We start from the raw sequence: 18,961 nt of genomic DNA on the forward strand, positions 1-18,961 counted from the left end.
GGCCTGGAGGGGACAATCGAGGAAATCTTCTTCGAAACAGACCCACGACCATGCCCCGCCTCGACGACCCCCTGCACGACGCCGAAGTCGGCTCCCGCGACAGCACGCTCGACACCACGCGCATCGACGACGTGCGCATCGGCGCCGTTCGCCCGCTCATGACCCCCGCGCTGCTGCAGGAGCGCGTGCCCGTGCGCGACAACACGCTCGCACTCGTCGAAGGCAGCCGCGCCGCCATTGCCGACGTGCTGCATGGCCGCGACGACCGGCTGATCGTCGTGGTCGGCCCGTGCTCCATCCATGACCACGACCAGGCCATCGACTACGCACAGCGCCTGAAGAAGGTCGCCGATTCGCTGCAGGACGACCTCGTCATCGTGATGCGCGCCTACTTCGAGAAGCCGCGTACCACCGTCGGCTGGAAGGGCTACATCAACGACCCGCACCTGGACGGCAGCTTTGCCATCAACGAAGGCCTGGAGCGCGCGCGGCGCTTGCTGCTGGAGCTGACCACGCTGGGCCTGCCGACCGGCACCGAGTTTCTCGACCTGCTGAGCCCGCAGTTCATTGCGGACCTGATCGCCTGGGGCGCCATCGGCGCGCGCACCACCGAGAGCCAGAGCCACCGGCAACTTGCCTCGGGCCTGAGCTGCCCGGTCGGTTTCAAGAACGGCACCGATGGCAGCGTGAAGGTGGCGGCCGACGCCATCCTCGCGGCCCGCGCACCGCATGCCTTCATGGGCATGACCAAGATGGGCATGGCGGCGATCTTCGAGACGCGCGGCAATGACGACTGCCACGTCATCCTGCGCGGCGGCAAGGCGCCCAACTATTCGGCCGCGGATGTCGCCTCCAGCTGCGAGGCGCTGCTGGCCAACGGTCTGCGCCCGCAAGTGATGATCGATGTCTCGCACGGCAACAGCAGCAAGCAGCACCAGCGGCAGATCGTGGTCGCCGAAGACGTGGCCACGCAGATTGCGGCCGGCGAGCGGCGCATCACGGGGATCATGATCGAGAGCCACCTCGAAGAAGGCCGGCAGGATTTGAAGCCCGGCGTGCCGCTGAAGCACGGCGTGTCGATCACCGATGCGTGCATCGGCTTTGCGCAGACCGTGCCGGTGCTCCAGGGGCTGGCCTCGGCGGTCAAGGCGCGGCGGCGGCTCACAAAGGCCTGACCCGCAGAGGACCGGGATGCACGCCTTCGCCATCGAGGCGCAGCTGGAAGGCGGCTGATTGCCGTGTCAGATCGGCGCGTAAGCGCCCGTGCCGTCCGGCCAGGCCGTCAGCACCTCGTACCCATCGGCCGTCACCGCCACCATGTGCTCCCACTGCGCCGACAGCGAGCGGTCCTTGGTCACGACCGTCCACCCGTCGGCCAGTTGCTTCGTTTCGGCGCGGCCCGCGTTGAGCATCGGCTCGATGGTGAAGACCATGCCCGGCTCCAGCACGAGGCCCGCTGCGCGCCGCCCGAAGTGCAGCACCTGCGGTTCGTCGTGGTAGATGCGGCCGATGCCGTGTCCGCAGTACTCGCGCACCACGCTGAAATGCTCGCCCTGGGCCACGGACTGGATGGCATGGCCCACATCGCCCAGCGTTGCGCCGGGCTTCACCTGCCGGATGCCGGCGCACATGGCTTCGTACGTCGTCTCGACGAGGCGACGGGCCAGCACGCCGGGTTCGCCGACGAAGAACATGCGGCTGGTGTCGCCAAACCAGCCGTCCTTGTTGACGGCCACATCGATGTTGACGATGTCGCCCTTCTTCAGGATCTTGTCGGGCGAGGGGATGCCGTGGCACACCACCTGGTTGACCGAGGTGAGGATGGTTTTTGGATAACCGAGGTAGCCCACGTTGGCGGGAACGGCGCCCTGCACCTTCACGATGTGTTCGTGGCAGAGGCGGTCGAGCGCGTCGGTGCTCACGCCGGGCACGACGTGGGGCTCGATCATGGCCAGGACCTGCGCGGCCAGTTGCGCGGCCCGCCGCGCCATCGCGAGTTCTTCGGCGGAACGAAGGGGAACGTCGTGTGCCATCGTCAGTGCTTGCCGTTTGCAGGCACGCGCGGCCTGGCAAGGGGTGCGGAGGCAGCCGTCGCGGCAATGTCCAGGCCACCCGAGAGTTCGGCCTGGATCAGCAACTGGCAGACCTCGCGGTAGTCCAGGTCGGGGTGCATCTCGGTCAGCATGCCGACGCGCATCCAGTGCTCTGCCTGTGCATTGATCGATCGGCTGAGGGCGTTGCCCGCCACGCGCAGGTTCTCGTGCATCAGGTCCGAAATCTTGACGATGCCCATAAGCGAATTTTCTATATGAAATGTATATGGATTATATGCGTTTCATATGGTCGCTTGTGATGGGGCGAACCCCGCCTTCAGGAGCGCTTGGCAGAGCCGCCATGCAACGTGCCGTGCACATGGCCGGCGTGCTGGCCGAATGGCTCGGGCGTGAGCGCGGCGGTGTCGAGTTCCTGCAGGATGCCGCAGGCGCTCGCCGATTCGGGACCGCCGCACTGCAGGCGCAACGCCTTCAATTGCTTTTCGAGCGTCTTCAGCTCGGCGATGCGCGAGGCCACGTGGCCGATGTGGTCGTCCAGCAGCTGGTTCACTTCGCCGCAGTCGTCCTGCGGCGCATCGCGGAATTTCAGCAGGCTGCGAATCTCGTCGAGCGTCATGTCCAGCGAGCGGCAGCGGCGGATGAAGCCCAGCCGCTGCGTGTGCTCGTCGTCATAGATGCGGTAGTTGCCGTCGGTGCGCGCGGGCGCGGGCAGCAGCTGCTCGCGCTCGTAGTACCGGATGGTTTCGACCGGCGTGTTCGTGGCCTTGGCCAGTTCACCGATTTTCATGATGCGGCATCTCAAGGAAGTGGCAATCAACGGTTGACTCTACACCTGCTTCAGGGTTTCCAATGAACGCATGACGAATCAGAACACCCTGAAAACGCCGGTTCCACGTGACCATCATGGGCACGACCATGCGCACGATCACGCCCCTGCACCCGCGGAAACGGCCTGCTGCGGCAGCCCCGTGTGCGGCAGTGCGCCGGCGTCGACCGAACCCGCCGACCTGCCGAAGGGCGCGGTCCTGTTTCGCATTCCCACCATGGACTGCGCAGTGGAAGAGTCCGAAATCCGCCGCGCCCTCGAGCCCGTCGCGGGCGTGAAGGCCCTGCGCTTTCGCCTGAGCGAACGCACGCTGGCCCTCACCACCGAAGACGGCGCATTGCCCGCCGCGCTCGACGCCATCCGCCAGGCCGGCTTCAAGCCCGAGCCGGTGGCGGCATCGGGCGCGCAGAAAGTGGAGCCTGCGCGCTTTGCCGGCATGTCGACCGGCCTGGCGCGCCTCGTCGCCGCGCTGGTGCTGGCCATCGCGGCCGAGACCGTGTCCTTCATGGCGCTCGACGGCGTGGGCTCCATGGCCGCCGAGATGGGCCTTGCGCTCGCGGCCATCGCGCTGGCCGGCCTGGACACCTACAAGAAGGGCTTTGCCGCGCTGGTGCGCGGGCGCCTGAACATCAACGCGCTGATGGCCGTCGCCGTCACCGGCGCCTTCATCATCGGCCAGTGGCCCGAGGCCGCGATGGTGATGGCGCTGTACGCGATTGCCGAACTCATCGAGGCCCGCGCCGTCGACCGCGCGCGCAACGCCATCCAGAGCCTGCTCGCGCTCGCGCCCGAACAGGCGCAGGTGCGGCAGCCCGACGGCAGCTGGCAGACCGTGCGGGCCGACGCGGTGGCGCTCGATGCCGTCGCGCGCATCCGACCCGGCGAGCGGGTGCCGCTGGACGGCGTGGTGCTCGAAGGCACCAGCGCCATCGACCAGGCCCCGGTCACGGGCGAGAGCATTCCAGTGGACAAGGTCGCGGGCGATGCGGTGTTCGCCGGCACCATCAACCAGACCGGTGCGCTGGTGTTCCGCGTGACCGCCGTGGCGGCCAACACCACGCTCGCGCGCATCATCCACGCGGTGGAAGAGGCGCAGGGTTCGCGCGCGCCCACGCAGCGCTTCGTCGACAGGTTCGCTGCCATCTACACGCCCACCGTCTTCGTGCTGGCACTGGCCGTCGCGGCGCTCACGCCGTGGCTCATGGACTGGACCTGGATGCAAGCCATCTACAAGGCACTGGTGCTGCTGGTCATTGCGTGCCCGTGCGCGCTGGTCATCTCCACGCCCGTGACGGTCGTGAGCGCGCTGGCCTCCGCCGCGCGTCGCGGCATTCTCATCAAGGGTGGCACCTACCTGGAGGAAGCGCGCAAGCTCAAGGCCGTGGCGCTCGACAAGACCGGCACCATCACCGAAGGCAAGCCCAAGCTGGTGGAGTCGGTGCTGATCGACAAGGCCGGTGGCGATGAAGGCGCGGTGTACGCCCTGGCCGCCAACATCGCGGGCCGATCCGACCACCCGGTGTCGAAGGCCATTGCCCAAGGCCTGGGTGGGTCGGCCGAAGAGGTCGACGACTTCACCGCGCTGCCTGGGCGCGGCGTGCGGGCCACGCACGCGGGTCAGAACTACGTGCTCGGCAACCACCGGCTGATCGAAGAGCGCGGCCTGTGCTCGCCGGCGCTCGAAGCCGAACTCAAGCGGCACGAAGAGGCCGGCCGCACCGTGACATTGCTCGCATCGGAAAAGTCGGTGCTCGCGCTGTTCGCGGTGGCCGACACCATCAAGCCCTCGTCGCAGGCCGCCGTCGCCGAACTGCGCGCACTGGGCGTGACGCCCGTCATGCTCACCGGCGACAACACCGCCACCGCGAAGACCATCGGCGCGCATGCCGGCATCGACGACGTCCGCGGCAACCTGCTGCCCGAAGAAAAGCTGGGCGCCATCCAGGCGATGCAGCAGCGCTACGGCGCCGTTGCGATGACCGGCGACGGCATCAACGACGCCCCCGCGCTCGCCAAGGCCGACATCGGCTTCGCCATGGGCGGCGCCGGCACCGACACCGCGATGGAAGCGGCCGACGTGGTCATCATGAATGACGACCTGCGCCGCATCCCCGAGACCATCCGCCTGTCGCGCCGCGCGCACGCGGTGCTGTGGCAGAACATCACCCTCGCGCTCGGCATCAAGGGCGTGTTCTTCGTGCTCGCGGTGTTCGGCAGCGCGACCATGTGGATGGCGGTGTTCGCGGACATGGGGGCAAGCCTGCTGGTGGTGGCGAACGGGTTGCGGTTGATGCGGATGCCCAAAGAGTGAGTTCTGGCGGGGCGCAAGGGCCCGCGCGAAGCCGGCGGCGATGGCACTAACATCGGCCGTCATTCCGACCCTTCACCGCGACCGCGCCCATGTCCGTCACCACGCTCCTGCTGCAACTCGTCGTCATCCTCACCACCGCGCGCCTGTGCGGCTGGGTGCTGCGCCATGTGGGGCAGCCCAGCGTGGTGGGCGAGATGGCGGCGGGGCTGATGCTCGGGCCGGCGGTCATGGGCACGCTCTTTCCGTCGCTGCACGCGCAGCTGTTCGCCAAGGAGTCGCTGCAGGGGCTGTCGTCGCTGGCGACCGTGGGGCTGGTGCTGTTCATGTTCGTCGTCGGACTGGAACTGCGGGCCACGCGCAACATGCGCGCGCAGCTGCAGGCGGCCGGCGCGGTGGGCGTGCTCAGCGTGCTGGTGCCGCTGGTGTTGGGCCTGGCGATCTCGCCGGCGCTGCACCCCACGCTCGCACCGGCCGGCGTGGGCTTCTGGCCCTTCGCGCTGTTCATGGCGGCGGCGCTGTCGATCACGGCCTTCCCGGTAATGGCGCGCATCCTGAAAGACCGGGGCATGACGCGCACGCCCTTCGGCCAGCTCTCGCTGAGCGCGGCGGCGGTGGTCGACGTGTTCGCGTGGATCCTGCTGGCTTTCGTGGTCGCGCTGGTGGGCTCCAGCGACGGCTACGCGGGCCTGATCAAGATCACGGTCGGCGTGGTGGTGATGCTTACGGTGCTGTTCCTCGGGCTGAAGCCGGCCTTTGCATGGCTGCTGCGCGTGAAGGCACCCGACGGCGAGCCGTCGACCACGCTGATGGCCGCGCTGATGATCGGCCTGCTGGTCACGGCGCTGCTGACCGAATGGCTGCACCTGCACGCCGTGTTTGGTGCCTTCTTGTTCGGCGCCTGCCTGCCGCGCGACGACCGCCTGCTGCGCTCGCTGAGCGAGCGCATCGAGCCTATTTCGATCGTCGTGCTGATGCCGTTGTTCTTCGCGCTCGCGGGCCTGGGCACCACGGCCAATGCGTTCTCGGGCGCGAGCCTGGGCGCGATGCTGCTGATCGTGGGCGTGGCCACCGTGGGCAAGATCGCGGGCGGCGCGGCGGGCGCGCGCATCGCGGGCTACAGCTGGCGCGACAGCCTGGCCACCGGCTCGCTCATGAACGCGCGCGGGCTCATGGAACTCATCGTCATGAAGATCGGCCTGGACGTCGGCCTGATCGGCCCCGAGCTGTTCACCATGCTGCTGGTGATGGCGCTCGCCACCACCGCGATGACCGGGCCGCTGATGACGCTGTGCATCGGCCGCAAGACCCGGGTGGCCGAGACGGCGCACGCCGAGTCCTGAGCTCGCACGTCGGCGTTCTCAGCCGTTGCGGCGCACGCTGAAGCCGATGCGCGTCTCGCCGTCCTGGCTCGACGCGAACACCTCGCCGCCGTGCATGCGCGCGATCGCCTCGACGATCGACAGGCCCAGCCCGTGGTGGCGCGTGGAGCCGTCACGCGCCTGTGCCGCGCGGTAGAAGCGCTCGAACAGGCGCGGCAGCGCCTCGGGGTCGATCGGCGCGCCGCGGTTGATCACGGTGACCGTGCTGTGATTTCCGTCAATGGCCGCCCCGATCTCGATGCGCACTGTCGAGGCCGGCTCGGCAAAGCGGATCGCATTGCCCAGCAGGTTGAACAGGGCGCGGCGGATCAGCCCCGCATCCGCCTCGGCGACGCCCTCGCCATGCATTTCGGCGCGCAGGCCGGCCTCGTCGAGCATGGCGTCGTAGAAGTCGATCACGTCGCGCGCCTGGTCCGCCAGATTCACGAGCGCCTTCGAGCGCGCCGACGTGCCGCGGTCGGCATTGGAGAGAAACAGCATGTCGGTCACGATGCCCGAGAGCCGGCCGATCTCTTCAAGGTTGGAGGCCAGCACGCCTTGCAGTTCTTCGTTGCTGCGCGGGCGCGTGAGCGCCACTTCGGTGGAGCCCAGCAGATTGGCCAGCGGCGTGCGCAGCTCATGCGCCACGTCGGCGTTGAACGACTCCAGCTGCACGTAGGCGCGCTGCACCCGCATCAGCAGCGCATTGAACTGCGTGATCCAGGGCCGCAGCTCCTGCGCGAAGGCATCGGCGTCGATGGGCTGGTGGATGCGGTCGGGCGTGATGGCCGCCGTGCGTTCGGCCAGCGCCTTCAGCGGCCGCAGGCCGCGCCGCACCAGCCACATGCCGGTGAGCGACACCAGCGCCGTGCCGAGCACCACCGCGCCGAGCAGCGTCCATGCCAGCCGTTCGAGCAGGCGCGTGTCCTGCGCAATGTTCACGCCGACCCGCACCGACAGGTCGGTGTGGATGCTGCCGTTCTGCCAGGGCACCACGATGGCTCGGTGCAACCAGCGGCCCTGCGGCGGGGGCGAAGATTCGAAGAGCGGCTTGCCGGCGTGGGCGATCGACAGCGTCACGTCGTCCTGCATCGAGAAGAAGTCGTCGAGCTTGTGCCGCAGGAAGACCAGGTCGCCGCCTTTCTCGGCCTCCTTGAGCAGGTGCTCGACGAGCACCGTCTTCTGGTCGAGCGCGTCGCGCTGCTTGGCACCGAAGCTCCAGGCCGTGACGAAATAGATCGCCAGGCAGATGATGCTCAGGCCGAACAGCGTCTGCGCGGCGAACCAGAACGAGAGCCGGCTCTGTATTGAATGTGGTTTTTTCTTCATTCGCGACATACCGCGGAACCGGCTTTGCCGGGCCGCTGGTATGGCCCCCTGCAAGGGGGTTGGCGGCCACACGAAGTGGGCAAGCCTGGGGGTGTACTCATACCCAGGAGCGGTCTTCGAGCACGTATCCCATGCCGCGAACGGTATGAAGCAGCTTCACGTCGAAGGGGTCGTCGATCTTGCTGCGCAGGCGGCGGATGGCCACTTCGACCACGTTGGTGTCGCTGTCGAAGTTCATGTCCCACACCTGCTCGGCGAGCGTGGAGCGCGACAGGATCTGCCCGCGCCGGCGCAGCAGCACCACGAGCAGCGTGAACTCCTTGGCCGTGAGGTCCAGCCGCGTGCGGTTGCGCACGCACTTGCGGCTCACGAGGTCGAGCTCCAGGTCGGCCAGCCGCAGCACCGTGGGCTCCTGCGTCTTGCCGCGCCGCAGCAGCGCCTGCACGCGCGCCAGCAGCTCCGAGAAGGAGAAGGGCTTCACCAGGTAGTCGTCGGCGCCTTGCTGCAGGCCCTGCACGCGGTCTTCGACCTTGTCGCGCGCGGTGAGCACCAGCACGGGCACGTTCTTCGTGCGGCGAATGGCCTGCAGCACGGCAAAGCCGTCGATGCCGGGCAGCATCACATCGAGCAGCACCAGCGCGTACTCGCCTTCGGTGGCGAGGTAGCGGCCTTCGATGCCGTCGCGGGCAATGTCGACCACGTAGCCGTTTTCCTCCAGCCCTTTTTTCAGGTAGTCACCCAGTTTGGGTTCGTCTTCAATGACAAGAATTCGCATGGTACGGATCGTACCCAATGCCTTTCGGGAGGCTGGTTACGATTTAGTAATCCTATTGAAAGACAAAGCGCCGATACAGCGTCGTACAGTGCGCCGGGCCCTCGGTTCGCAGGGCTTTTGCCGCTCGGCGCATCACGCGCCGTCGATATACTTTTGTCAACCATGCGCCGCTGGCTTCTGATTTTCCTGCTGTTTCTCGTGCCTTTCCAGTACAGCTGGGCGGCATCGGCAGCCTATTGCCTGCACGAGAGCGACAAGGGCGCCGGCCACTGGGGCCACCACGAGGACGAGCCGCGCGGCACCGACCGCACCCATGCGGGCGACGGCGCCAGGAAAGACAGCACCCGCCAGCCCAACGCAGCGGTCGGCTATTGCATCGTTGCCCACTTCGGGCAGTCCCAGCATGTGGACACCGCCGCCGCGCTGCCGGCCGAAGCGCCTGTTGCCTCGCAGGCGCTGCGCACCGCTTCCACCGACCGCTTCGCCTCGCACATCGCCGAAGTGCCGGTGCGCCCCGACTGGTTGCTCGCCGCCTGATTCGGCGAGAGCACCGCACCTTTTCTCTTTTCTGATTTCCACCATCAGCTGAGCGCTTCTCGCCGAATTCGTCCGCCCGTTGTTTTGCAACCCAGGAGAATTCGATGCGCACGCTTTTCGTGCCGCTGGCCGTGTTGGCCTTGGCGGTACCCCCGGCCTTTTCACAACAGACCTCGCAGCACGCGGCCGGTCCTTCGTCGTCCTTGTCGGCACCCGCCCGCACGCTGGAGCCTGAAGGCCCGCTGACCCTGCGTGCCGCCGTGGCGCTGGCGCTGCAGGCCAACCCGGGCCTGTCGGCTGCGCGGCATGAGCAAGCCGCCGCCGACGGTGCCGTGGTGCAGGCCGGTGCCTGGCCCAACCCCACGCTGGACACACAGCTGGAAGACCTGCGCCGCAACAACCGCACGACCACGCTGCAGCTGAGCCAGCCCATCGAACTGGGTGGCAAGCGCGCCGCGCGTGTCACAGCGGCCGAGCGTGCGCGCGACCAGGCGGCGTCGGCGCTGTCGGCGCGGCGTGCCGCACTGCGCGCCGCGGCCGTCACCGCCTTCTTCGACCTGCTGACCGCGCAGGAGCGCCTGCGCCTCGCGCAAGACGCGGTGGGGCTCGCGCAGATCGCCACCCGCGCCGCGGCCAACCGCGTGGCGGCCGGCAAGGTGTCGCCGCTGGAGGAGACCAAGGCGCGCGTGGCCGAGGCCGGCATCCGCGTCGAACTGCTGCAGGCTGAAGGCACGCTGCGCGCGTCGCGCCAGCTGCTGGCCGCGCTGTGGGGCAATCCGGCGCCGCGCTTCACGCAGGTGGATGGCGCGGTCGACCAGTTGCCGGCGCAGGCGCCGGCCTCCGACGTGGCGCGCCGCCTGCCCGATGCGCCGGTGCTGCGCCAGGCGCGACTCGAGGTCGAGCGCCGCGGCGCGCTGTCGGCGCTGGAGCGGGCCAAGCGCGTGCCCGACATCACGGTGTCGCTGGGCGTCAAGCGCGTGCCGGCGTCCGAGGGCGAAGCCGGCGAGGCCGTGAGCAGCAGCCGGCGCAACCAGGTGGTGGTGGGCCTGTCGGTGCCGCTGCCGATCTTCGACACCAACCGCGGCAACCTCACCGAGGCCTTGAGCCGCGAAGACAAGGCGCGCGACGACCTCGCCGCCGCCGAGTTGCAACTGGGCGCCGACGTGGCGCAGGCCACCGAGCGCCTGCGCTCCGCGCGCGCCACGGCGCAGACGCTGCAGCGCGACGCACTGCCCGGCGCCGAAGAGGCCTACCGCGCGGCCACCAAGGGCTTCGAGCTGGGCAAGTTCAGCTTCCTGGAAGCGCTCGACGCGCAACGCACGCTGTTCCAGGTGCGCAACCAGTACCTCGTCGCGCTGGCCGAGGCGCACCGCGCCGCCGGCGAACTCGACCGCCTGCTGGGCGTCGAGGGCGACGACACCGCCGCGAAGGTGCGCTGACGCCTCAACCTGAACCGAATCCGACCATGACCACAGAACACAACCGCACATCCTCCAGCCGCAAGCAGTGGATCGCCATTGCTGCCGTCCTGCTCGCCGGCCTCATTGCCGGCGCGCTCATCCTGCGCACCGCGCCGTCCAGGCCCGAGGCGGGCGGCCACTCGGAGCCCGCCGGCCATGTCGACGGCGAGCACCACGAGGAAGACAAGGGCCACGCCAACGGCAAGGAAGACGACCACGGCCATTCGCACGACGAAGGCCATGGCGACAAGGAACACCACGCGGAAGAAGGCAAGGACGCGGGCAAGGAGCCCGGCAAGGAAACGCCCGCATCGGCAGAGCCGCAGAAAGCCGCCGCCAACGCCCACAAGGAAGACGAAGAAAAGATCCCCTTCACCGACGAGCAGGTCAAGGCCGCCGCCATCGCCATCGAAAGCGTCGGCCCGGCGCGCATCAAGACCGCGCTGCAGTTGCCCGGCGAAATCAAGTTCAACGAAGACCGCACGGCCCACGTGGTGCCGCGCGTGGCGGGCGTGGTCGACAGCGTGTCGGCCAACCTGGGCCAGGAGGTCAAGCGCGGCCAGGTGCTGGCCGTGATCTCCAGCCCCGCGCTCTCGGAGCAGCGCAGCGAGCTGCAGTCGGCGCAGCGTCGGCTGACGCTGGCGCGTACCACCTATGAGCGCGAGAAGAAGCTGTGGCAGGAAAAGATCTCGCCGCAACAGGACTACCTGCAAGCCGAGCAGGTCATGCAGGAGGCGCAGATCGCGGTGGCCAACGCCAACCAGAAGCTGCTCGCACTGGGCGCCGCGCCGGGTTCGTCGGCGCTGGGCCGCTACGAGCTGCGTGCGCCTTTCGACGGCATGGTGGTCGAGAAGCACATCTCGCTCGGCGAATCCGTGGGCGAGGCGGTCAACGTGTTCACCATTTCCGACCTCTCGACCGTGTGGGCCGAGATCAGCGTGCCGGCCAGCAACCTGAATCTGGTGCGCATCGGCGAGCCCGTCACCATCCGCGCGGGCGCCTTCGACCAGGCCGCGCGCGGCACGGTGTCGTACGTGGGCTCGCTCATCGGCGCGCAGACACGCACCGCGACCGCGCGCGTCACGCTCACCAACCCGCAGCGCACCTGGCGCCCGGGCCTCTTCGTGAACGTGGAGCTGGTGGCGTCGGAGGCCGATGCGCCCGTCACCGTGTCGGCCGAGGCCGTGCAGACGGTGGACGAGCAACCCACCGTGTTCCTGCGCGTGCCCGGCGGCTTCCTGCCGCAGCACGTGAAGACCGGCCGCAGCGACGGCCAGCGCATCGAGATCACGGGCGGCCTGAAGCCCGGCGCGGCCTATGCGGCCAGCGGCAGCTTCGTCGTGAAGTCGCAGCAGGGCAAGAGCTCCGCGACGCACACCCACTGAGGACGCCGCCCCATGTTCGAACGCATCATCCGCTTCTCCATCGAGCAGCGCTGGCTCATCCTGCTGGCCGTGCTCGGCATGGCGGCGCTCGGCATCTTCAGCTACCAGAAGCTGCCGATCGACGCCGTGCCCGACATCACCAACGTGCAGGTGCAGATCAACACCGCCGCGCCCGGCTACTCGCCGCTCGAAGCCGAGCAGCGCGTGACCTATCCCATCGAGACCGTGATGGCCGGCCTGCCGGGCCTGCAGCAGACCCGCTCGCTGTCGCGCTACGGCCTGTCGCAGGTGACGGTGATCTTCAAGGATGGCACCGACATCTACTTTGCGCGCCAGCTCGTCAACGAGCGCATCCAGTCGGCGCGCGAGAGCATGCCGGCCGGCGTGTCGCCGGTGATCGGGCCCATCTCCACCGGCCTCGGCGAAATCTACCTGTGGACCGTCGAGACCGAAGAGGGCGCGAAGAAGGCCGACGGCAAGCCCTACACGCCGACGGACCTGCGAGAAATTCAGGACTGGATCATCAAGCCGCAGCTGCGCAACGTGCCGGGCGTGACCGAGATCAACTCCATCGGCGGCTACGCCAAGGAGTTCCAGATCGCACCCGACCCCGCGAAGCTGCTGGCGCATGGCCTCACGATGACCGACCTGGTCACCGCGCTGGAGCGCAACAACGCCAACGTGGGCGCGGGCTACATCGAGAAGCGCGGCGAGCAATACCTCATTCGCGCGCCCGGGCAGGTGAAGTCGGTGCAGGACATCGGCAACGTGATCCTGGGCAACGCCGGCGGCATTCCGCTGCGCGTGTCCGACGTGGCCGAGGTCGGCATCGGCCAGGAGCTGCGCACCGGCGCGGCCACCGACAACGGCCGCGAGGTCGTGTTGGGCACGGTGTTCATGCTGATCGGCGAGAACAGCCGCACCGTCTCGCAGGCGGTCGACAAGAAGATGCAGGAGATCAACCGCACGCTGCCCGCGGGCGTGAAGGCCGTGACGGTGTATGACCGCACGGTGCTGGTCGACAAGGCCATCGCCACCGTGAAGAAGAACCTCTTCGAGGGCGCGGTGCTGGTGGTGGCGATCCTGTTCCTGTTCCTGGGCAACATCCGCGCGGCCATCATCACCGCGACGGTGATTCCGCTGTCGATGCTCTTCACCTTCACCGGCATGGTGAACCAGAAGGTCAGCGCCAACCTCATGAGCCTGGGCGCGCTCGACTTCGGCATCATCATCGACGGCGCCGTGGTGATCGTGGAGAACTGCGTGCGGCGCCTGGCGCATGCGCAGGCCAAGCATGGCAGGCCGCTCACGCGCAGCGAGCGTTTCCACGAAGTGTTCGCGGCCTCGCAGGAGGCGCGTCGGCCGCTGCTGTTCGGCCAGCTCATCATCATGATCGTGTACCTGCCGATCTTTGCGCTCACCGGCGTCGAGGGCAAGCTGTTCCACCCGATGGCCTTCACCGTGGTGATTGCGCTGCTGGGCGCGATGATCCTCTCGATCACCTTCATCCCGGCCGCTGTGGCACTGTTCATCGGCAACAAGGTCAGCGAGAAGGAGAACCGCCTCATGCTGTGGGCCAAGCGCGGCTACGAGCCGCTGCTGGCGCGCGTGATGACGGCCAAGCCGCTGGTCATCACCGTGGCCGCCGTGGCCGTGGTGCTGTCGGGCCTGCTGGCCACGCGCCTGGGCACCGAGTTCGTGCCGAGTTTGAGCGAGGGCGACTTCGCGATCCAGGCGCTGCGCATTCCGGGCACCAGCCTCACGCAGTCGGTCGAGATGCAAAAGCAGCTCGAGCGCACGCTGAAGGAGAAATTCCCCGAGATCGAGCGCGTGTTCGCGCGCACCGGCACGGCCGAGATCGCGTCCGACCCGATGCCGCCGAACATCTCCGACGGCTACATCATGCTCAAGCCCGAGAGCGAGTGGCCCAAGCCCAGACGCACCCGCGACGAGCTGCTGGCCGCCGTGCAGGAAGAGGTCGAGAAGCTGCCGGGCAACAACTACGAGTTCTCGCAGCCCATCCAACTGCGCTTCAACGAGCTGATCTCGGGCGTGCGCAGCGACGTGGCCGTGAAGATCTTCGGCGACGACATGGACGTGCTCAACCAGACCGCAGCCCAGGTGTCGACTGCGCTGGGCAAGGTGCCCGGCGCCGCCGAGGTGAAGGTGGAGCAGACCACCGGCCTGCCGATGCTCACCGTGAACATCGATCGCGAGAAGACCGCACGCTACGGCCTCAACGTGGGCGACGTGCAGGACGCCATCTCCACCGCCGTGGGCGGGCGCGAGGCCGGCACGCTGTTCGACGGCGACCGCCGCTTCGACATCCTCGTGCGACTGCCCGAGACCCTGCGCACCGACCTGGAGGCGATTCGCCGGCTGCCGATCGCGCTGCCCAAGGGGGCGGGCGGCGAGGGCCTGCGCACCAGCTTCATCCCGCTGGGCGAAGTGGCCACGCTCGATCTCGCGCCCGGCCCCAACCAGGTCAGCCGCGAAGACGGCAAGCGCCGCATCGTGGTCAGTGCCAACGTGCGCGGGCGCGACCTCGGCTCCTTCGTGGCCGAGGCCGAGGAGGCCATGCGCAACGTGAGGATTCCGCCCGGCTACTGGACCGTGTGGGGCGGCCAGTACGAGAACCTGGCCTCGGCCACGCAGCGCCTGCAGGTGGTGGTGCCCGTGTCGCTGCTGCTGGTGTTCACGCTGCTGTTCGCGATGTTCGGCAACCTGAAGGACGGCCTGCTCGTGTTCACCGGCATTCCGTTCGCGCTCACGGGCGGCATCGTCGCGCTGTGGCTGCGCGGCATTCCGCTGTCGATCTCGGCGGCCGTGGGCTTCATCGCGCTGTCGGGCGTGGCGGTGCTCAACGGGCTGGTGATGATCTCGTTCATCCGCAACCTGCGCGAAGGCGGCCTGCCGCTGGACGAGGCGATTCGCGAAGGCGCGCTCACGCGGCTGCGCCCGGTGCTCATGACCGCGCTGGTCGCGTCGCTGGGCTTCGTGCCCATGGCCATCGCCACGGGCACGGGCGCCGAGGTGCAGCGCCCGCTGGCCACCGTGGTCATCGGCGGCATCCTGTCCTCGACCGCACTGACGCTGCTGGTGTTGCCGCTGCTGTATCGCATCGCGCACCGGCGCGACGAAGACGAGGTGCAGGCGGCGGCCGCAGAGCGGCACCACGGCGCACCCCTCGATCCCGCACTGCGAGGTTCCCATGGCCCATGAGCATTCACATGCCGCCAGTGGCAAGACCGGGATTTTCTTGATCCCGATGTCACAAACGCCTTCCACTGGACGTCTTGACTGCATGGACGCCCACGGGAGGCGTTCCTCTTTGACTCCCTCCACCAAGGAATCGACCATGAAGATCGTCATCATCGGAGGCTCCGGCCTCATCGGCTCGAAGCTTGCCGTCCTGTTGCGGGGCGCCGGCCACGAGGTCGTTGCGGCCTCGCCCTCCACGGGCGTCAACACGCTCACGGGCGAAGGCCTGCCAGAGGCGCTGGCGGGTGCCCAGGTCGTCGTCGACGTGGCGAACTCGCCGTCGTTCGAAGACGCGCCCGCGCTCCACTTCTTCGACACGGCGGGGCGCAACCTGCTGGCGGCGGCTGCGCAGGCCGGCGTGGCGCATCTCGTCGCGCTGTCGGTGGTCGGCACTGAACGCCTGCTGGCCAGCGGCTACTTCCGCGCCAAGCAGCGCCAGGAAGAACTGATCGAGGCCTCGCCCGTGCCGTGGACCATCGTGCAGGCCACGCAGTTCTTCGAATTCGTGGCCGGCATTGCCGACGGGAGCATGCGGGGCGGTGACGTGCGGTTGTCGAACGCGCTGATCCAGCCGATGGCGGCGGATGACGTCGCCGCAGCATTGGCCGTGGTGGTGGGCGAGCCGCCCGCGCGGGGCCGCGTCGAGATCGCCGGGCCGCAGGCGCTGCCGCTCGACGCGCTGGTGCGCCGCTTCTTCGCGGCAACCGGCGACCAGCGCCCGGTCGTCATCGATGCCGAGGCCAGCTACTTCGGCGTGCGGCTCGACGACCGCTCGCTGACGCCCGGTGCCGCCCCGCGCCTGGGAACGACGCGCTTCGAGGACTGGCTTGCTCAGCGTGTGCGCGGCTGAACTTCGGCGAAAGCCTGAACGACGTTCACCCGGTCGTCATGGAAAACGGCGTGCCGTTGCCGACGCTGCGCGGGCGGTCGCAGCGTTCAGCGCGCGGGCCGAACCGCCGACTTCGGCCGGAAGGCCTTGCAGACCGTGTCGTCGGTCTCGAGGTACGGACCGCCGATGAGGTCGATGCAGTAGGGCACGGCGGCGAAGATGCCGGGCACGATCTGCGTGCCGTCGGCGTCCTTCAGCCCTTCGAGCGTCTCGGCGATCGACCTGGGCTGGCCCGGCAGGTTGATGATGAGGCTCTGGTTGCGGATGACCGCCACCTGCCGCGAGAGGATGGCGGTCGGCACGAAGCGCAGGCTGATCTGGCGCATCTGTTCGCCGAAGCCGGGCATTTCCTTGTGGGCCACGGCCAGCGTGGCCTCGGGCGTCACGTCGCGCAGCGCGGGGCCGGTGCCGCCGGTGGTGAGCACGAGCGAGCAGCCGGCATCGACGAGCTCGATGAGCGTGGCGCTGATGCGCGCGGTCTCGTCGGGGATCAGGCGGGCTTCGAATTCGAGGGGATTTTTCAGCGCCTTGCCGAGCCACTCTTTCAGCGCGGGCAGGCCCTTGTCTTCGTAGGTGCCACTGGAGGCGCGGTCGCTGATGGAGACGATACCGATGCGGACGGAGTCGAAGCCACTGGCGCTCATGCGTCTTCTTCCCGGTCTTGTGCCGCAGCCGCTTCCGCGTGGTCTTCCCCGCCGTGCACCGCCAGTTGCGCACGCACGAGCTGGAAGATCTCGCGGTAGGCCTTGCCCTGGCGCGGCGCTTCGCCGGCGGGGCCGGACTTCAGGTCCTTGCGGGCCTGGCGCACGAGGGCGCGCAGCTGCTGCGAATCGGTGGCGGGGTGGGTTTCGATCCAGCCGCCGAGGGCGTCGTCGTCGGCAATGAGGCGTTCGCGCCAGCGCTCGGCCTCGTGCAGCGCGGCGGCTTCGGCGGCCGGCACGGTGCTTTGCTCGGCCAGCGCCTGCTTCACGGCGTCGAGCACTTCAGGGTCGAGGGCGCGCATGAGCTTGCCGATGAATTGCATCTGGCGGCGCTTGCCCTCGAAATTGGTGATGCGTTTCGCCTCGGCGATGGCATCGACCAGTTTTTCGCTCAGCGGGAGGGCGTCGAACAGGCCGGCGCGCAGCGTGAGCAGTTCTTCGCCCAGCTTCTGCAGTTCGGCGCTCTCGCGCTTGAGTTCGGTGCGGCTGGCTTCGTCGGTGCCTCCCTTGAGCTCGCGCTTGAGCTCCAGGTCGAGTTCGCTGCCTTCGGCAACGAAGTGGCCACGGACGAAATAGCCTTTTTTGGGTTTGCGGGACATGGGGTGGATTCTGGGCTGCGCCGTGCGGCGCTGCAACGCGCACAGGGGGCGCGGAAGGGAAAACGTGAAACAGGGGGCGCAAGTATCATAGCCACCACATGACGACATCCTCCTCGCGCGCCGATTCCGGCTTCGCCTACAGCCGTTCCTTTTTCGAAAACCTGGTCGATTCGGCCCTGGCCCACGCCAAGAAGCTCGGGGCCACCGACGCCGGCGCCGAAGCCTCCGAGGGCTGCGGCCTGAGCGTCTCGGTGCGCAAGGGCGAGCTCGAGAACGTCGAGCGCAACCGCGACAAATCGCTCGGCATCACGGTCTACGTGGGCCACCGCCGCGGCAACGCCAGCACCTCCGACTTCTCCGAGGCGGCCATCGCCCGCACTGTGCAGGCGGCCTACGACATCGCCCGCTTCACGGCCGAAGACCCGGTGAGCGGCCTGCCCGACGAAGAAGACATCGCCAAGGAGCATCCCGAGCTCGACCTGTTCCATCCCTGGGCCGTGACCAGCGAGCAGGCCGCGGCGATGGCGCTGGAGTGCGAGGCGGCGGCGCTGTCGACCGACAAGCGCATCACCAACAGCGAAGGCGCCGGCGTCTCGGCGCAGCAAAGCCATTTCTTCAGCGCCCACACGCACGGCTTTCGCGGCGGCTACGCCAGCTCGCGGCACTCGATGTCGGTGGCGCCCATCGCAGGCAAGGGCGACGGCATGCAGCGTGATGCCTGGTACAGCTCGATGCGCTCGGCCGACGAACTCGCCAGCCCGCAGGCCGTGGGCCGCTACGCCGCCGAGCGCGCGCTGAGCCGCCTGAAGTCGCGCAAGATCAAGACCACCGAATGCCCGGTGCTGTTCGAGTCCCCGCTGGCCGTGGGCCTCCTGGGCGGGCTGGTGCAGGCCGTGAGCGGCGGGGCGCTGTACCGCAAGAGCACTTTCCTGCTCGATTCGCTGGGCAAGCCTGTGCTGCCCCCCCACGTCGACGTGGCCGAAGACCCGCACGTGATGCGCGGCAAGGGCAGCTCGCCGTTCGACGACGAAGGCGTGATCACCCGTGCGCGCAAGGTGGTCGATGCCGGCCGCCTCGAAGGCTACTTTCTCTCGACCTACTCGGCGCGCAAGCTGGGCATGAAGACCACCGGCAATGCCGGCGGCTCGCACAACCTGACGCTGAGCTCGCGTCTCACGAAGCACACCGACGACCTCGACGCCATGCTGGCCAAGCTCGGCACGGGCCTGTTCGTCATCGAGCTGATGGGACAGGGCGTGAACTACGTGACCGGCGACTACTCGCGCGGCGCGAGCGGTTTCTGGGTCGAAAAAGGACGCATCGCCTTCCCCGTGCAGGAAATCACAATTGCCGGCAATTTGCGCGACATGCTGATGGGAATCGAAGCAATTGGCGCAGATGCTTACACTTTTGGCGCAAAAACCACGGGGTCGATCCTGGTCAACCGCATGAAGGTGGCGGGCGCCTGAGCAGCCC

16 protein-coding genes are annotated in these 18,961 nt (G+C 68.3%); 9 read left to right on the forward strand and 7 right to left on the reverse strand.

Going from position 1 to position 18,961, the window contains the following annotated elements; genetic code table 11:
- The first annotated feature begins 50 nt into the window (after positions 1 to 50).
- Positions 51 to 1,175 carry a 3-deoxy-7-phosphoheptulonate synthase gene (locus ASD34_RS16215; protein ID WP_056579478.1) on the forward strand — a complete coding sequence of 375 codons (1,125 nt, stop codon included), beginning with the start codon at positions 51 to 53 and terminating at the stop codon, positions 1,173 to 1,175.
- A gap of 66 nt (positions 1,176 to 1,241) precedes the next feature.
- On the opposite strand, the gene map is transcribed toward ASD34_RS16215, so the two are convergent.
- From map to cadR, 3 genes are all read right to left on the reverse strand, one after another.
- Entirely contained in the window at positions 1,242 to 2,033 is a 792-nt protein-coding gene (gene map, locus ASD34_RS16220) for a type I methionyl aminopeptidase (protein ID WP_056579480.1), read from the reverse strand.
- Positions 2,034 to 2,035: 2 nt separating this feature from the next.
- On the reverse strand, positions 2,036 to 2,293 hold the full coding sequence (locus ASD34_RS16225; RefSeq protein ID WP_056579482.1) for a ParD-like family protein: 258 nt from the start codon (positions 2,291 to 2,293) through the stop codon (positions 2,036 to 2,038).
- A 77-nt stretch (positions 2,294 to 2,370) separates the two neighbouring features.
- The gene (gene cadR / locus ASD34_RS16230) at positions 2,371 to 2,841 is read right to left on the reverse strand and encodes a Cd(II)/Pb(II)-responsive transcriptional regulator (RefSeq protein WP_056579483.1); all 471 of its coding nucleotides are present in this window, start codon (positions 2,839 to 2,841) and stop codon (positions 2,371 to 2,373) included.
- 70 nt (positions 2,842 to 2,911) lie between these two features.
- Between cadR and ASD34_RS16235 the strand changes: the two genes are divergently transcribed.
- Both ASD34_RS16235 and ASD34_RS16240 read left to right on the forward strand, forming a co-directional pair.
- Entirely contained in the window at positions 2,912 to 5,191 is a 2,280-nt protein-coding gene (locus ASD34_RS16235) for a heavy metal translocating P-type ATPase (RefSeq protein ID WP_056579486.1), read from the forward strand.
- A gap of 89 nt (positions 5,192 to 5,280) precedes the next feature.
- The gene (locus ASD34_RS16240) at positions 5,281 to 6,531 is read left to right on the forward strand and encodes a cation:proton antiporter (protein ID WP_056579488.1); all 1,251 of its coding nucleotides are present in this window, start codon (positions 5,281 to 5,283) and stop codon (positions 6,529 to 6,531) included.
- 18 nt (positions 6,532 to 6,549) lie between these two features.
- On the opposite strand, the gene ASD34_RS16245 is transcribed toward ASD34_RS16240, so the two are convergent.
- Entirely contained in the window at positions 6,550 to 7,878 is a 1,329-nt protein-coding gene (locus ASD34_RS16245) for a heavy metal sensor histidine kinase (RefSeq protein ID WP_056579490.1), read from the reverse strand.
- 97 nt (positions 7,879 to 7,975) lie between these two features.
- Positions 7,976 to 8,653 (reverse strand): heavy metal response regulator transcription factor, encoded by a 678-nt coding sequence (locus tag ASD34_RS16250; RefSeq protein ID WP_056579492.1) that lies wholly within the window; start codon positions 8,651 to 8,653, stop codon positions 7,976 to 7,978.
- Positions 8,654 to 8,815: 162 nt separating this feature from the next.
- Between ASD34_RS16250 and ASD34_RS16255 the strand changes: the two genes are divergently transcribed.
- From ASD34_RS16255 to ASD34_RS16275, 5 genes are all read left to right on the forward strand, one after another.
- Entirely contained in the window at positions 8,816 to 9,190 is a 375-nt protein-coding gene (locus tag ASD34_RS16255) for a hypothetical protein (protein ID WP_056579494.1), read from the forward strand.
- Between the two features lie 104 nt (positions 9,191 to 9,294).
- Positions 9,295 to 10,629 (forward strand): TolC family protein, encoded by a 1,335-nt coding sequence (locus ASD34_RS16260; RefSeq protein ID WP_056579496.1) that lies wholly within the window; start codon positions 9,295 to 9,297, stop codon positions 10,627 to 10,629.
- 26 nt (positions 10,630 to 10,655) lie between these two features.
- Positions 10,656 to 12,035: an efflux RND transporter periplasmic adaptor subunit gene (locus ASD34_RS16265; RefSeq protein WP_056579498.1), complete on the forward strand. Its 1,380-nt coding sequence runs from the start codon at positions 10,656 to 10,658 to the stop codon at positions 12,033 to 12,035.
- A 12-nt stretch (positions 12,036 to 12,047) separates the two neighbouring features.
- Entirely contained in the window at positions 12,048 to 15,257 is a 3,210-nt protein-coding gene (locus ASD34_RS16270) for a CusA/CzcA family heavy metal efflux RND transporter (RefSeq protein WP_056579500.1), read from the forward strand.
- A gap of 136 nt (positions 15,258 to 15,393) precedes the next feature.
- The gene (locus ASD34_RS16275) at positions 15,394 to 16,146 is read left to right on the forward strand and encodes an SDR family oxidoreductase (RefSeq protein WP_056579502.1); all 753 of its coding nucleotides are present in this window, start codon (positions 15,394 to 15,396) and stop codon (positions 16,144 to 16,146) included.
- A gap of 86 nt (positions 16,147 to 16,232) precedes the next feature.
- Here ASD34_RS16275 and mog read toward each other — a convergent pair whose 3' ends face one another.
- Both mog and yjgA read right to left on the reverse strand, forming a co-directional pair.
- A complete protein-coding gene (mog, locus tag ASD34_RS16280; protein ID WP_056579504.1) occupies positions 16,233 to 16,829 on the reverse strand; it encodes a molybdopterin adenylyltransferase in 597 nt (198 codons plus the stop codon).
- Entirely contained in the window at positions 16,826 to 17,485 is a 660-nt protein-coding gene (gene yjgA, locus ASD34_RS16285; protein ID WP_056579506.1) for a ribosome biogenesis factor YjgA, read from the reverse strand. The genes mog and yjgA overlap by 4 nt, the downstream gene beginning before the upstream one ends.
- A 98-nt stretch (positions 17,486 to 17,583) precedes the next feature.
- Between yjgA and pmbA the strand changes: the two genes are divergently transcribed.
- A complete protein-coding gene (gene pmbA, locus ASD34_RS16290) occupies positions 17,584 to 18,954 on the forward strand; it encodes a metalloprotease PmbA (RefSeq protein ID WP_056579508.1) in 1,371 nt (456 codons plus the stop codon).
- The last annotated feature ends 7 nt before the right edge of the window (positions 18,955 to 18,961 follow it).

Origin of the sequence: Variovorax sp. Root473 (assembly GCF_001426505.1) — a bacterium.
In the GTDB taxonomy this organism is placed as follows: domain Bacteria; phylum Pseudomonadota; class Gammaproteobacteria; order Burkholderiales; family Burkholderiaceae_C; genus Variovorax.